Raw genomic sequence first — 14,354 nt, 5'->3', positions numbered from 1 at the left:
CGGGACCCGTTCGCTTGCGAAAACCAGTGTTGAAACGTACGTTATAACAATGGCGCTGGCGGGCTTCGCCCTCGGGTGCCCGAAGCGCCGGCTGCCTCGTTTCTCCGGGTATCCGTACGATGCTGACCCTCAAGCTGACCCAGATCGGCAACTCCCTCGGCTTCATCCTCCCCAAGGAGGCCCAGGCGAAGCTCAAGGTCGAGAAGGGCGACGTCATCCACCTGACCGAGACGCCCGAAGGCTACCGCATCACGCCCTACGATCCCGAGTTCGCCGACCAGATGGAGACCATGCGCAAGGTGATGAGCAAGCGCCGCAACGCGCTTCGCGAACTCGCCAAGTAGAACGGTCGATGACGAAATGGCTTCTGAAGCAGGTCGTCCTCGCCATCGACGACGGGCAACTGGCCGAGCATGGCGGCTCGCCGGGCATTCGTGACGACGGCGCCCTCGAATCCGCGCTCGGTCGTCCTCGAGAACTCGAAACCTACGGCAAGCCGCCGCCCGACCTCGCCGATCTGGCCGCGGCCTACGCCTTCGGCCTCGCCCGCAACCATCCCTTCGTGGACGGAAACAAGCGGACCTCGCTGGTCGTGGCCGAAGGTTTTTTGGCGCTCAACGGACGCTCGTTGGACGCGAGCGATGCGGAATGCGTCCAGACGTGGCTGTCGCTCGCAGCCGGCGACCTGACGCAGGACGTGCTCGCGGCTTGGCTCAGGCAGCGGATCGTCTGACATCGGGAGCAGCCGGGCTGCGATGCCTCCAGCCCGTGATTGGCGCATCCCGAACGGCCCGGCTACAACGCGGGCCCCTGTCCCGCCATCTAAACGAGCCCCCATGCGAACGCCCGCCCCCGAGGCCCGACCCGAGCCGAGCCGGGAGGCGGACGGCCTGTCGCGCCGCGCGCTGATCGCCGGGAGTGCAGCGCTGACGTTGGCGCCCGCCGCCGCCGCGGCGCAGGCCCGCAAGCCGGCGGCCAAGCCCGCGGAGGCGCCCGCGCCCGAGGCCAAGCCGGCGGACGAGAAAGCCCTCAAGGCCGCCCCCGCCAAAACCCGGTTGAAGCCCGAGCCCGCCCCCGAGACCGCAATCTGGCGCCTCGGCGACGGGACGGCGCCGCCGGTCCTGCGGATCAAGCTCGGCGAGGCCGTGCGCTTGCGCGTCGAGAACAACACCGAAAAACCGCTCTCGCTTCACTGGCACGGGGTGCGCAACCGCAACGCCATGGACGGCGTCGGCGGCGTCACGCAGGAGCCGATCCCGCCCGGCAAGGACTTCCTGTACGAGTTCACCCCGCCGGACGCCGGCACCTACCTGATCCGCCCCCTCGTCGTCGGCGGCGCGAGCGAGCCGGCGGGCCGGGGGCTGGCGGGCCTGCTCGTGGTCGAGGAGACGACCCCACCGCCGGTCGATCAGGACGTCACCCTGCTTCTCCAAGATTGGCGCCTCGATGAATCCGACGCCTTGCTCCCGTTCGGGCAGGTGGCGTTCGCGGCGGCCGCGGGCCGGCTCGGCAACGCGGTGACGCTCAACGGCCAGCCGATCCCGCTCGCCCTCGAAGGCCGCCCCGGCGGCCGGGTTCGCTTGCGGCTCGCCAATGCCTGCAACGCGCGGGCGATCCGCATCCGTTTCCACGGAGTGAAGGTCTACGTCGCCGCCGTCGACGGCCAGCCCGCCGACACGTTCGAGCCGCTGAAGGCCACCCTCCCCTTCGCGCCGGGCACCCGCTACGACCTGCTCCTCGACCTGCCGAAGGAAGCCGGTTCGGCGGGCACGATCACGGCGCTGGTCGGCCAGGGCCTGCCGCTGGCGACGTTCAATGTGTCAGGCGAGCCCGTGGCACCGTCCGGCCGCGGGCCGATCGCCTCGATCCCCGAGAACAAGCGCTTGCCCGACGCGATCCGGCTCCAGAGCGCGTTCCGCCGCGACCTCGTCGTCACCGGCGGGGTGAAGCCCGACCGCACCAAGCCCGGCGCCGAGACGCCCTACACCGGCGACCCGCAAAAGATCTGGCAGATCGGCGGCGCGAGCGGCGCGGCGGGGGCGGCCCCGCTGTTCACGGTCAAGCGCGGGCAGGTCGTGGTGCTGACGATCCGCAACGACACCGGCTTCCCGCAGATCCTGCACCTGCACGGCCACGTCTTCCGCCTGCTCCACCTCCTCGACGACGGCTGGGAGCCCTACTGGCTCGACACCGTGCAGATCCCAGAGGGCCGCCACGCCCAGATCGCCTTCGTCGCCGACAACCCCGGCCGCTGGCTCCTGTCCTCGACGGTGCTGGAGCGGTTCGACACGGGGCTGTGGACGAGCTTCGAGGTGAGTTGAGCGCCGGACCGGCCTGCCCCACCGGGGCAGGACGCTTCCCCGGCCTAGGACTTCATCCGCACATAGGTCCCCGGCGCCGGCCCGAGCGAGGGCAGCGCGCCTGCGCCGGGAATCCGCGCAGGCACGCGCTCCGGCGCCTGCTCTTCGAGCCACTTGAACCAGTAGGGCCACCACGAGCCCTCGTGCTCGGTCGAGGCGGCGATCCAGTCCTCGAACTTGCCCTTGGTCGGGCCGCCGGTGCGGAAGCCGTATTTGGGTTTCTTGCCCGGCGGGTTGACGACGCCGGCGATGTGGCCGGAGCCGGCCAGCACGTAATCGACCTTGCCGCCGAACTTGCCCGAGCCCTCGAACACCGAGAGCGCCGGGGCGATGTGGTCCTCGCGGGTGGCGAGGTTGAAGATCGGCGCCTTCACCTTCTTCAAATCGAGGCGTACGTTGCCGAGCACCATCTGGCCCTTGGCGAGCGTGTTGTTGAGGTAGCAGTTGCGGAGATAAAACGAGTGGTTGGCCGCCGGCATCCGCGTGGCGTCGGCGTTCCAGTAGAGCAGGTCGAAGGCCTGCGGCGGCTTGCCTTTGACGTAGTTGTTGACGACGTAGGACCAGATCAGGTCGTTCGGGCGCAGCATGTTGAAGGCGTTGGCCATGCGGGCGCCCTCCAGATAGCCGCGCTCGGCCATCCGCCCCTCGACGACCTTGATCTGCTCCTCGTCGGCGAAGACCTTGAGATCGCCCGCGTGGGTGAAGTCCACCTGCGTGGTCAGGAAGGTCGCGCTCTTGATGCGGCGGTTGCCGGTGGCGGCTTGATAGGCGAGCGTGACGGCCAGAAGCGTACCGCCGACGCAGTAGCCCGCGGCCGAGACCTCGCTCTCGCCGGTGGCGACGCCGATCATGTCGATGGCGGTCTCGATGCCCTCGCGCATGTAGGATTCGAAATCCTTGTCGCGGTGGCGCTCGTCCGGGTTGACCCAGGAGATCACGAACACGGTGAGGCCCTGGCTGACCATCCAGCCGATGAAGCTCTTCTGCGGGTTGAGGTCGAGGATGTAGAACTTGTTGATCCAGGGCGGCACGATCAGCAGCGGGCGCTTCAAGACCGTCTCGGTCTTGGGCGCGTACTGGATCAACTCCATCAGATCGTTGCGGAACACCACCTCGCCCGGCGTCACCGCCACGTCCTCGCCGAAGGTAAAGGCGTTGAGGTCGGTCTGGCGCACGCGCAGCTGCCCGCCGCCGGCCTCGATGTCCTCCTGCAGCATCTTCATGCCGCGCACGAGGTTCGCCCCGCCCTCCTCCAGCGTCTGGCGGAGCAGTTCGGGGTTGGTCATCACGAAATTCGAGGGCGAATAGGCCGAGAGCAGCTGGCGCAGGTAGAACTCGGCCTTGTGGCGGGTGTGCTCGTCGAGCCCTTCGGCCTTCTCGACCATCTCCTCGGCCCAGCGGCTGAAGATGAAGTAGCTCTGCTTGATGATGTCGAAGAGCGGGTTCTTTTGCCAGTCCTCGTGGGCGAAGCGCTTGTCCTTCGGATCGGGCGCGGCGACCGGCGGGGCCTGCTGCCCCTGCATCCGTGCGGCGGTGGAGGCCCACAGCGCGGCGAAGGATTCGGTCAGCCGGGTCTGGGCCCGCACGGCCTTCTCGGGGTCGCTCAGCCAGGTCTCGGCGACCTTGGTGAGGGTGCGGTTCATCTCGTAGATCTCGTCGGCACCCTGCGCCGCCCCGCCCTGCCCCTTCCGCTCGAACGGCTGGAGGGCCGATTGCCGGAAGCTCTCGGCGAGTTGGTTGGCGTTGCGCGCGATCGTCTCGAAATCCGCTGCTGCCGGGCTGGTCCGCTCCGTGGCCACGCGTGTCCATCCTCCCGCATCGGCCCGTCGATCCGCCCGAGCGGGCGCCGCGAGCCTCGTTTCCGACAATTTAACGCTCCAGGCAGGACATGTCGCCGTCCCCAGGTCCCATTTTCCGACCGATGTCATGCTCGTGAGCTGCTCTTTTCGCGCAATCGCCCTGGCTGTGCCGGTTCTGGCGCTCGCGGCCGGCTGCTCCAGCGACGTGAATCCGATGAAGGCCGCCTTCGTCGGCGCGGGCTACGGCCCCAAGGAGACGCAGGCGCCGGATTTCGTGGCCGGCTCGCGCAAGGCGGAGGCCGACTACATGCCGGTCGGCGAATCGGCGCCCCGCCCCGCCCGCGCCCGCAGCGCCGAGGGGCTGAAGGCGCTCCAATCCGAGCTGGAAGGCGCCCGCAGCCGCAACGAGGCCAAGGGCCGGGCCGCCGAGAGCGCGGCCAAGGCGACGGCGCAGGGGCTGGCGCCGCCGCAGTGACCGCCGCCGCGGCGGCTTCAAGGGGGCCGCGCCGCGGAGCGAAGGTCGAGCGTGCGGCAGCACCGGATAACCCGGCGCGAAGAGCGCCGCGCGCAGCGGCCTTGGCGCAAGCCAAGGCGTCTAGCGAAGCGAGAAGCCTAAGGTCGCGGATGCGACCGCCGGCGCTTGAGGCAAAAACTAAAAAACCATCGGCGCGCGAGCGCGCCGATGGTAAACACCCCGATTCCCTGCCGCCGACGCGATGCGGGGGGAAGCGTTCCGCGACACCGGACAGAACCCGCCATGACCGATTTTCACCGCATCAAGCGCCTTCCGCCTTACGTCTTCGAGCAGGTGAACCGGATCAAGGCCGCCGCCCGAGCCCAGGGCGCCGACATCATCGATCTCGGCATGGGCAACCCCGATCTCGACGCGCCGCGCCACGTCATCGAGAAGCTGGTCGAGACCGCGGGCAAGCCGCGCACCGACCGCTACTCCGCCTCCAAGGGCATCGCGGGCCTGCGCCGGGCCCAGGCCGGCTACTACCAGCGCCGCTTCGGCGTGAGCCTGAACCCCGACACGCAGGTCGTGGCGACTTTGGGCTCGAAGGAGGGCTTCGCCAACATGGCCCAGGCGATCACCGCCCCGGGCGACGTGGTGCTGGTGCCGAACCCGAGCTACCCGATCCACGCCTTCGGCTTCCTGATGGCGGGCGGCGTGATCCGCTCCGTGCCGGCCGAGCCGACGCCCGCGATGTTCCCGGCCCTGGAGAAGGCGGTCGCGCACTCGATCCCGAAGCCCGTCGCGCTCGTGGTCTGCTACCCCTCGAACCCGACCGCCTATGTCGCCAACCTCGATTTCTACCGCGACCTCGTCGCGTTCGCGAAGAAGCACGAGCTGATCCTGCTCTCGGATCTGGCCTACGCGGAAGTCTACTTCGACGACGACAACCCGCCGCCCTCCGTGCTGCAGGTGCCGGGCGCCATCGACGTGACGGTGGAGTTCACCTCACTCTCGAAGACCTTCTCCATGGCCGGCTGGCGCATGGGCTTCGCGGTCGGCAACGAGCGGCTGCTCGCGGCGCTGACGCGGGTGAAGTCCTATCTCGATTACGGCGCCTTCACGCCGATCCAGGTGGCGGCTACCGCCGCGCTCAACGGGCCGGACGACTGCATCAAGGAGATGCGGGCGACCTACAAGAAGCGCCGCGACGCGCTGATCGAATCGTTCGGCAAGGCCGGCTGGAAGCTGCCGGTGCCGCAGGCCTCGATGTTCGCCTGGGTGCCGATCCCGGAAAAGTACCGGCCGCTCGGCAGCCTGGAATTCTCCAAGCTGCTGTTGGAGAAATCCGACGTGGCGGTGGCGCCGGGTATCGGCTTCGGCGAGCACGGCGACGACTACGTCCGCATCGCGCTGGTCGAGAACGAGCAGCGCATCCGGCAGGCGGCGCGCAACATCCGCCGCTTCTTCGACAACTCGGACCGCACGCTGCACAACGTCGTGCCGATGCAGAAGGCTGTCTGACTTTTGGTTGCGCTACTCCCGACAGATGGTCGGGAGTAGCGCGTCCGGCGGACGCCCGCCGCCGCGCATTCGCGCGGGCGGACTGCGCCGCGTGACACGCGCCGCAGTCCGATTCGATCTCCCAAAAGATGTTGCGGCGGGGCGACAGCCCCCCGCAATCGGACCCGGCTCCCCGCGTGAGCGCGCGGGGAAGCTTGTCAGTAGGCCTCTCCGTCCGCAGGGTCTTCTCCCGTTCCGCTGCCGGGTTTTCGCCCGGCGGTCGGATTGCGCCCCGAGGATCCGCATGCGCCGCCTGAAGCTCTTCGCCGCCCTGGCGCTCGCCGGCGCCGCAACCGGCGCCTGCGCCCCCCACCCGATCGTGGCCCGCGACCCCGTGCCTGCGCCCTCGCCCGACGAGGCCTACGACTGCACGACGAAGCCGCTGGTGCTGAACGCCTACCAGACCGGCTGCGAGCCGCGCCTGCGCGAGCGGCGCACGGTGCTCCAATCGAAGGGCTGAGGCGGAAAGCCTTTCTTGTCACGTTTCCGGCTTGATCGAAGCCGACAGCACAGCGCCCTCCCGCCCGCGGCGGGGGAGCCGAGATAGACGCCCTTCGTGAAGGAGTTGCCCGTGGCAAATGCCCGCCTCGTCCTCGCCGCCCTCTTCGGCCTGACGGTCGCCGACACCGCCCTCGCCCAGGGCGTGGGCGACCTGCTCTACGGCGAGCGGACCGGGCCGCAAGTGCTCCAGGCCGATCCCGACACCAGCCGCTTCGCCGGCCCGCCGATGAGCACCGACGGCCGGGATCTCCGCGCCATCGGCGCCGTGCCGGTTCCGACCGTGATGAACGGCGGCAGCTTCGGCATCACCGGCAACGACTACTACAACGACATGAAGGTGCTGACGCCCCAGGGCCCGCGCCGGAACTCCGAGACCTACATGCTGGCCCCGGCCTACCGCTCGCCGCCGCTGCGCTGAGAATCCGTTCGATCGGCTCGTCCGACCCGACCCCCTCATCCTGAGGTGCTGCGAAGCAGCCTCGAAGGAGGGCTCCAGAGGATCGCGAGATTCTCTGGGGCCCTCCTTCGAGGCTTCGCTGCGTACCTCAGGATGAGGGGGGGGTTGGGATGAGCCGCGTTCGTGCCCGCCGGCTCCCCAGAAAATCACGCCAGCATGTAGGCCAGCAGCGAGCGCAGCTGCGCCGGCTTGATCGGCTTGTGCACCAGTTCCGCACCGTGCGAGCGCGCGTGCCGCTCGATGTCAGCGCTGTGGTCGGCGGTGGTGAGGATGACCGGCGTCACCCAGCCCTTGTTGCGCCGGAGGTAATCCACCACGTCGAATCCGCAGGCGCCGTGGTCGAGATGGTAGTCGATCACCATCACGTCGGGCCGCCCCAGCCCCTCCCCCAGAGCCGTCACGACGCCCGCGAGGTCGGCGAAGGTGCGCACCTCCGCGTCCCAGTTGCGCAGAAGACGCTGCAACGCCTCCGCCGTCGAGGCGTCGTTCTCGATCACCAGCACGCGGGCGCCGGTCAGCGTGGTGGCGAGCGGGGCGAGGCGGGGTTGTGCGTCCGGGCGCCCGGTGGCCACGGGCAGGGTGAGGCTGACGCGGGTGCCGTGCCCTGTGCGGGAGGCGAGCGCCACGGCGTGGCCGAGCGTCGAGGCCATGCGCTGGACGATCGACAGGCCGAGCCCGAGGCCGACGCCGCCGTCCTCGCCCTCCCGCGCGCCGCGGTAGAACTCCTCGAAGACCAGCGCCCGCTCGTGCTCGGGGATGCCGCGGCCGGTATCGACCACGTCGATGCGGCAGGTTTTTTGGCCGCGGCGGCGGGCGGCGATGAGGACGCCGCCGCGCTCGGTGTAGCGGATCGCGTTGGAGACGAGATTCTGCAGGATGCGCTGCATCAGCACGCCGTCGGTCTCGACCGCGAGGACGTCGCAGCGGGTGACGAGGCGCAGCTCCTTGCGCTCGGCGAAGGGCCGGAAGCTCGCCTCGATGCCGGCCACGAGGTCGGCGAGCCGCACCGGCTTGACCACGGGGCGGACCACGCCGGCATCGAGCTTCGAGATGTCGATGAGCGCCTTGATCAGGTCTTCGATCGTCTCCAGCCCGCGCTCGACCTGCCTCGCGATGGTCTGCGCCTCGGGACCGGCGGCGAGGTCGGTCAGCGCCGAGAGCGAGAGCCGGGCGGCATTCAGCGGTTGGAGAAGGTCGTGGCTCGCGGCGGCGAGGAAACGCGTCTTCGAGCGGTTGGCGGTCTCGGCCTCGTCCTTGGCCGCCTGCAACGCCTCGTTCGAGCGCTCCAGGCTGTGCATCAGCGCGGTCAGCTCCTCGGTGCGGGCGCGGACGCGGCCTTCCAGCATGATCGCGGTCTGGAACAGCGAGTAGGCGCCGCCCTGCTGGTCCATGGTCCGCTCGACATGGGCCATCAGCGACGCGTTGATGCGCTCCAGCTTGGCCACCCGCCGGCTCAGGGATTCGACGGTGTCGGGCTCGGACGGCGGCTCCATCCAGAGTGTCGGCCGATTCATGGGATCTCGGCCCGGCCGATCGCGATGCCCGTAAACGTCTGGTTGAGGTGCATCGAGCGGTACTGCTCGCCGTAGGTCTCGAACCCGACGACGCCATAGCGGCGATAGAGGTCGGCGATGCGGTGGCGCACCTGACGGCTCTCGGCGTCGAGGCGGCGGAACACGCAGTCGAAGCCGATGACGAGATCGAGCCCGCCGAGCGCGGTATCGAGGGATTCGAGTTCGGCCCGCGTCGCCTCGACGATGTCGCGGGGCTGGGCCAGCGTCATCACCACGCCCTCGCCGATGGCGCAGAAGAAGGTCAGCGAGCCGTCCGGCTCGACCCGGCTGATCGAGCGGCAGTAATACTCGCCGCCGATCTTCACTGCGAGCGGATAGGCCGCGAAGCTCATCGGGGTCAGGCCCTCGGGATCGAGCCCGACCGCCATGGCGTATTCCCGCGCCGCCGGTTCGGCGTTGAGTTCGTAGACGCGCCGCTCGTCCTCGCGGGCGGCGGTGACGACGAAGCGGCGGCTCGTCGGCTCGAAATTGTCGCTCTTGAAGATGCGGATCGGGAAGTCGGTCTCGACCAGCAGTATGATCGCGGCGTCGCGATGCGCTTGGCCGTCGTGGATCAGCACGGTCGAGGAGAAGGCGAGGTCGTCGCCCGCCGAGCCGCCGATGAGCGGGATGCCGTCGAGCGCCCAGGCCACCGCCGAGACCACAGTTTCCTCCGCGTTCGCCAGCGCATCGATCATCGAGATCGCGAAGCGGTGGCCGGTGCCACCGTCCGTGCGACCCTGATCGAGCTGGCGGCGCAGGCCCCGCACGGTCGAAGCCGCGCCCTCGACATCCAATTGCGCGATCCGGGTCAGCGCCCCGGCGACGATGCGAAACCCCCGGCGGGGAAAGGCGATGGCGACGAGGCCGCGGTCGATCGGGCCGGCGGGGCTGATCCCGCCCGAGGTGGTGCAGCCGCTCACCCCCACGCCGGGGAAACGCGCGGCGAGCGCCGCCGTCAGCACGCCGGTGTCGTAGCTGGCCGAGAAGAACACGATGATGTGACCGACGCCGTCGCGTTCGATCGCGCCGGCGAGCGCCGCCACGGCCTCCTCGGCTTCGCCCGCATCGGTCCAGGCGGTCTGTATCCCGCACAGATGCCGACGCATCTGCGTGCCCTGCACCACCACGTCTCTCCCTCGAACGGGTCTGTTCCGGTGGCCCGGCCGCCCTTGCTCGCAGGGAAGCGACTATGTGCGCGGGATCGATTGTCCGCAATGGGACATCTCGGCAAAACTGGGGGCCCGCCCGGCCGGCGGGCGGATCGGGCCGGCAATAGGCTCGCGACAGCGTTACCGCGCCGGTCACCATAGATGTCCGGCAGATGTACCGGTCGAGCCCGGATTAAGCCCGTCTTAGGACCTTTGACGATTGGTAATAGGCCGGGCAGGAGCGGCGCATGGCTGACAAACGCAAGGCCAGTTGGGGCAGCGGGGAGCTGTACGATCTCCTCTGCCTGATGATGCTCGGCACCTGCGTCTGGGTGCTCGGCGTACAGCTCGGCGCCTTCCACTGGGTCGATCGCATCATCCTGACCCACAATCTCTCCGACGTGTTCAAGCTCGGCTTCTTCATGGGGATGGGCGCCGTCGCGGCAAGCGTCTCGAAGTCGATCCGGCTGCGCAAGGCGATGCGCGAGCGCGACGCCGCCGAGGCGCAGGCCGCCGAGACCGCCCGGCATGATCCGCTCACGGGCCTGGCCAACCGCCGCCTGTTCACCGAGCGCCTGGAAGAGCGCCGCGCGGCGGGCGTGAGCGGGCGGCTCGCCGTGCTCGTGATCGACCTCGACCGGTTCAAGCCGGTCAACGAACTCTACGGCTACGAGGCCGGCAACGCCGTGCTGCGCGCCGTCGGCGAGCGGCTGGTGCGGTCGCTGCCCGAGGGCAGCACCGTCGCGCGACTCGACGGCGACGAGTTCGCGGCGCTGGTCGAGACCGGCGCCGGCGGCGAGGGTCTGGCCCGCCTCGCGCAGGGCGCCATCGCCGCGCTCTCCCTGCCCGTGGCGTGGTACGGCCACGAGATCAAGGTCGGCGCCACCGTCGGCATCGCCGCCGCCCACCCTGAGGCCGGCACCGCCGACGCGGTGCTGCACGCCGCCGACCTCGCCATGGTCCAGGGCAAGCGCGACGGGCGCGGCACCTACCGGGTGTTCGAGTCCGCCATGGACGAGGCGCTCAAGGCCCGCGCCCGCCTCGAAGCCGACCTGCGCGTCGCCATCGATAGCGGACAGATCGAGCCCTATTACCAGCCGGTCGTGGCCCTGCCCGGCCAGACCGTCACCGGGTTCGAGGTGCTGGCCCGCTGGCGCCATCCCGAGCAGGGCCTGCTGATGCCCTCGACCTTCATCCCGGTCGCGGAAGAGACGGGCATGATCGGCGACCTCAGCTACCTGATCCTGCGTCGCGCCTGCCTCGACGCCCGCGCGTGGCCGCCCCACCTGCAACTCGCCGTCAACATCGCACCCCAGCAGTTCCAGGACCCCGATCTCGCCCTGCGCATCCTGGCGATCCTGACCGAGACCGGCTTCCAGGCCCACCGCCTTGAGGTCGAGATCACCGAGACCGCGATCGTGCAGGATCTGGAGGCGACCCGCGCCACGCTCGGTGCACTCCAGGCTCTCGGCGTGCGGGTCGCGCTCGACGATTTCGGCACCGGCTACTCCAGCCTCTACCACCTGCGGGAACTGCGCTTCGACAAGCTGAAGATCGACCGCTCCTACGTGAACTCCATCGCCGAGGGCGACGAGCGGGCCAAGTTGGTCGACGCGATCATCAAGCTCGGCTCCAGCCTCGGCCTCGTCACCACGGCGGAGGGCATCGAGACCGAGACCAGCGTCGATTGGCTGGCGAGCCAGGGCTGCGATTACGGCCAGGGCTACCTGTTCGGAAAGCCGATGCCGCGCGCCGAGATCGAGCGCCGCCTCGTGGAAGGACTGCTCGACACCGGCCCGGCCGCGCCGAAGCCGGAGATCGGCCCGCGCACGGTCCTGACCGAGAAGGCGGCGTAGGCCGCGACGCCGAAGGGCAACGGGCCGGGCGCGCCGAAGGGCGCCCGGCCTCGCGGCCGTGCCGGCACCGATCGGACGGTGGCGCCGCGCACAACCTTTTGAGACTCTTTTTGTCGCTCATTCCGGTCCAGCTCATCGCGTCGGCGCCCACCGCACGCCGTCATTGCGAGGCGAAGCCGAACCAATCCAGGGCGCGACCTTTTTCGGATGAAGCGAGACCGCGCCGACGACGCGGTCCCGGCGAGCCTCCTCCGGGCAGTGCGGAGCGCTGGATTGCTTCGGCTTCGCCTCGCAATGACGGGGTGGAGCGGGACGCACGGTGAGCCGCCGGAGCGCCGTCAGGGGCCGATCACACCGGCCCGAGATCGCGCGCCAGCCGGTCGTGCGCCTGATCGAGGCGATCCCGCACCGTTTCCACCGCGCAATCGATGATCGCCGCGGCGGCCTCCGGCGACAGGCCCTCGACCGTCACCAGCAGCAGCGCCTCGCGCTGGGCGTGGCTGAGCCGGTCCACCGCGTCCCGCACCGCGTTCCGCTCGGTCGCCGCGCCCTCGGCGCCGGCCTCCGACCCGCGCCCCGCACCGCGGCGCCGCTCGTTCAGGTAGGTCCGCCGCAGCACCGCGAACAGCCACGCGGCGAGTGCCGGGCCGCCGGGCAGATGCTCCCGCTTCTCCCAGGCCTTGAGCAGGGTGGTCTGGACGAGGTCGTCCGCCTCCAGGGGATCGTAAGTGAGTGCGGCGGCGTAGCGGCGCAGCCGCGGCACGAGGTCGATCAGGTCGGCCCGAATGGTGGCCCGGACCGGACGCTCGACCGCGGCGGCGTCGAGGGCCGCCTTGAGCCGCGCCACCATCCGCCCGAGGCGAGTGTCTCCGGCGGGCGCGACCGAGCCGGGGAAGCCGTCGCGCAACCGATCGCCCAGCCCGGCCCGATCGCCCGTTTCATCCGAAGTCTGCAAGGGCGGCATCCGTCGCCTTGATAAAGGGTGTTCTGCTGGAACGGTTGGCAGGAACGGCAAGTGCCCGCTTTATCTTTGATCGATCACGAGCACGTCAATGATACGGATATACCAGTGAGGGATTCGAAAAAGATGGAACCGGCTCGTGCGCAACCCGTTTGTGCACCGCCATCGAAGGGATGGCGCGTGATGCGAAAGGGTGGTTCCGGCCGTGACCGCGGGTGTCGACAGGCATGAACTGAGGCAGATCATCGCCGGATTGAGCGAGGGTGTGATCCTGGTCGAGCCCGACCAGACCATCGCCTACGCCAACGCGGCGGCGCTCGCCATGCACGGGGCCGAGAGCCTGGAAGAACTCGGGCCGACGGTCGATGCCTATCGCGAGCGCTTTGCGCTCCGCTACCGCAACCACAAGACGCCCAACCACTACCCGATCGAGCGGGTGGTCGACGGCGAGAGCTTCCACGACGTCATCGTCGAGGTGAGCCGCATCGACCGGCCCGACGTGGAGTTCGTCCACTCGCTGCGCAGCATCGTGGCGACCGACCGCGAGGGCAAGCCGAGCTGCCTCGCGCTGATCCTCAAGGACGTGTCCGACCAGTTCGAGGCCGAGGAGCGGTTCGAGGCGACCTTCAACGCCAATCCGGCCCCCGCGGTCATCACCCGGCTGTCGGACCTGCGTCACGTCAAGGTGAACATCGGCTTCCTCGAAATGACGGGCTTCACCCGCGACGCGGTGCTGGGGCGCAGCGTCTACGAGGTCGACGTGCTGGCGGGCGCCCGCAACCGCGGTCTGGCGATCTCCCGGCTCAACGAGGGCGGCACCATCCCGCAGATGGAAGCCTGCCTCGAAACCCCCGACGGCGGCACCCGCTTCGTCATCGTCGCCGGCCAGCCGATCGACATGGGCGACGAGCCCTGCATGCTGTTCACCTTCGCCGACCTCGAACTGCGGAAAAAAGCCGAGACGGCTCTGCGCCAGAGCGAGGAGCGCTTCGCCAAGGCGTTTCGCCTCACCCCCGTGCCGACGTTGCTTGTGCGGGCCGAGGGCTACGCCGTCACCGGCATCAACGAGGCCTTCGCCCGCACCTTCGGCTTCGAGGAGGAACAGGTGGTCGGGCGCTCGCTCGACGAGACCGGCCTCTGGGTCTCGGCCGAGCAGCGCGAGCGGTTCGAGACGGCGCTCGCCCGCAACGGCTGCGTCCTCGGGATCGAGGCGTGCCTGCGCCACGCCAAGGCATCGAACCTCGACTGCATGGTCTCCGCCGAGCGCGTGAGCATCAACGACGATGCCTTCGTCCTGCTCGTCCTGCAGGACATCACCGAGCGCAAGCACACCGAGCGCGAGCTGTTCGACGCGATCGAAGCGGTGATGGCCGACACCTCGTGGTTCAGCCGCGGGCTGATCGAGAAGCTCGCCAACCTCCGCCGCCCCGGCCGCGAGGACGCCGACGGCTCGGTGCCGAACCTGACCGTGCGCGAGCGCCAGATCCTCAACCTGTTCTGCGCCGGGCTCGATGACGACGCCATCGCCAAGAAGCTTGGCCTGTCGCGCAACACTGTGCGCAACCACGGCGCCGCGCTCTATCGCAAGCTCGGCGTCCACCGCCGCACCGAGGCCGTGGTCTGGGGCCGCGAGAACGGCTTCCCGATCACCGCATCCGGTCCATAAATACCAGTGTACCGGTAGTTCTGAACTATTGAT

At 69.4% G+C, this 14,354-nt stretch carries 13 protein-coding genes; 9 read left to right on the top strand and 4 right to left on the bottom strand.

Annotated features, from left to right (window positions below; translation table 11 throughout):
- Positions 1–119 precede the first annotated feature (119 nt).
- The 3 genes from AAHG03_RS07605 to AAHG03_RS07595 all read left to right on the top strand — a co-directional run bounded on the left by AAHG03_RS07605 (position 120) and on the right by AAHG03_RS07595 (position 2,321).
- Complete coding sequence (locus AAHG03_RS07605) at positions 120–344, top strand: AbrB/MazE/SpoVT family DNA-binding domain-containing protein (protein ID WP_342149933.1); 225 nt, start codon at positions 120–122, stop codon at positions 342–344.
- A gap of 8 nt (positions 345–352) precedes the next feature.
- A complete protein-coding gene (locus tag AAHG03_RS07600) occupies positions 353–733 on the top strand; it encodes a type II toxin-antitoxin system death-on-curing family toxin (protein WP_342149932.1) in 381 nt (126 codons plus the stop codon).
- A gap of 103 nt (positions 734–836) precedes the next feature.
- Positions 837–2,321, top strand: a complete 1,485-nt coding sequence (locus AAHG03_RS07595) for a multicopper oxidase family protein (protein WP_342149930.1) — start codon at positions 837–839, stop codon at positions 2,319–2,321.
- Between the two features lie 44 nt (positions 2,322–2,365).
- Here the strand turns inward: AAHG03_RS07595 and AAHG03_RS07590 are convergent, their stop codons facing one another.
- The gene (locus AAHG03_RS07590; RefSeq protein ID WP_342149929.1) at positions 2,366–4,159 is read right to left on the bottom strand and encodes a PHA/PHB synthase family protein; all 1,794 of its coding nucleotides are present in this window, start codon (positions 4,157–4,159) and stop codon (positions 2,366–2,368) included.
- Positions 4,160–4,286: 127 nt separating this feature from the next.
- Between AAHG03_RS07590 and AAHG03_RS07585 the strand changes: the two genes are divergently transcribed.
- From AAHG03_RS07585 to AAHG03_RS07570, 4 genes are all read left to right on the top strand, one after another.
- On the top strand, positions 4,287–4,634 hold the full coding sequence (locus AAHG03_RS07585; RefSeq protein WP_342149928.1) for a hypothetical protein: 348 nt from the start codon (positions 4,287–4,289) through the stop codon (positions 4,632–4,634).
- 282 nt (positions 4,635–4,916) lie between these two features.
- Complete coding sequence (locus tag AAHG03_RS07580) at positions 4,917–6,137, top strand: LL-diaminopimelate aminotransferase (protein WP_342149927.1); 1,221 nt, start codon at positions 4,917–4,919, stop codon at positions 6,135–6,137.
- A gap of 283 nt (positions 6,138–6,420) precedes the next feature.
- Positions 6,421–6,636, top strand: a complete 216-nt coding sequence (locus AAHG03_RS07575) for a hypothetical protein (protein WP_091950062.1) — start codon at positions 6,421–6,423, stop codon at positions 6,634–6,636.
- Between the two features lie 111 nt (positions 6,637–6,747).
- Positions 6,748–7,095 carry a hypothetical protein gene (locus AAHG03_RS07570; protein ID WP_342149926.1) on the top strand — a complete coding sequence of 116 codons (348 nt, stop codon included), beginning with the start codon at positions 6,748–6,750 and terminating at the stop codon, positions 7,093–7,095.
- A 185-nt stretch (positions 7,096–7,280) separates the two neighbouring features.
- Here AAHG03_RS07570 and AAHG03_RS07565 read toward each other — a convergent pair whose 3' ends face one another.
- A complete protein-coding gene (locus tag AAHG03_RS07565; RefSeq protein ID WP_342149925.1) occupies positions 7,281–8,648 on the bottom strand; it encodes an ATP-binding response regulator in 1,368 nt (455 codons plus the stop codon).
- Complete coding sequence (locus AAHG03_RS07560) at positions 8,645–9,814, bottom strand: FIST N-terminal domain-containing protein (protein ID WP_342149924.1); 1,170 nt, start codon at positions 9,812–9,814, stop codon at positions 8,645–8,647. The genes AAHG03_RS07565 and AAHG03_RS07560 overlap by 4 nt, the downstream gene beginning before the upstream one ends.
- A 272-nt stretch (positions 9,815–10,086) precedes the next feature.
- On the opposite strand from AAHG03_RS07560, the gene AAHG03_RS07555 reads away from it, so the two are divergent.
- Positions 10,087–11,694 (top strand): putative bifunctional diguanylate cyclase/phosphodiesterase, encoded by a 1,608-nt coding sequence (locus tag AAHG03_RS07555; RefSeq protein WP_342149923.1) that lies wholly within the window; start codon positions 10,087–10,089, stop codon positions 11,692–11,694.
- A 349-nt stretch (positions 11,695–12,043) separates the two neighbouring features.
- Here AAHG03_RS07555 and AAHG03_RS07550 read toward each other — a convergent pair whose 3' ends face one another.
- Positions 12,044–12,649, bottom strand: a complete 606-nt coding sequence (locus AAHG03_RS07550) for a sigma-70 family RNA polymerase sigma factor (protein ID WP_342149922.1) — start codon at positions 12,647–12,649, stop codon at positions 12,044–12,046.
- Positions 12,650–12,860: 211 nt separating this feature from the next.
- Between AAHG03_RS07550 and AAHG03_RS07545 the strand changes: the two genes are divergently transcribed.
- Complete coding sequence (locus AAHG03_RS07545) at positions 12,861–14,321, top strand: helix-turn-helix transcriptional regulator (protein ID WP_342149921.1); 1,461 nt, start codon at positions 12,861–12,863, stop codon at positions 14,319–14,321.
- Positions 14,322–14,354 lie beyond the last annotated feature (33 nt).

Origin of the sequence: Methylorubrum subtropicum, from assembly GCF_038442325.1 — a bacterium.
Lineage (GTDB): Bacteria > Pseudomonadota > Alphaproteobacteria > Rhizobiales > Beijerinckiaceae > Methylobacterium > Methylobacterium subtropicum.
Note: the sequence above shows the minus strand (reverse complement) of the source record. Positions and strands in the feature narration are given on the sequence as shown.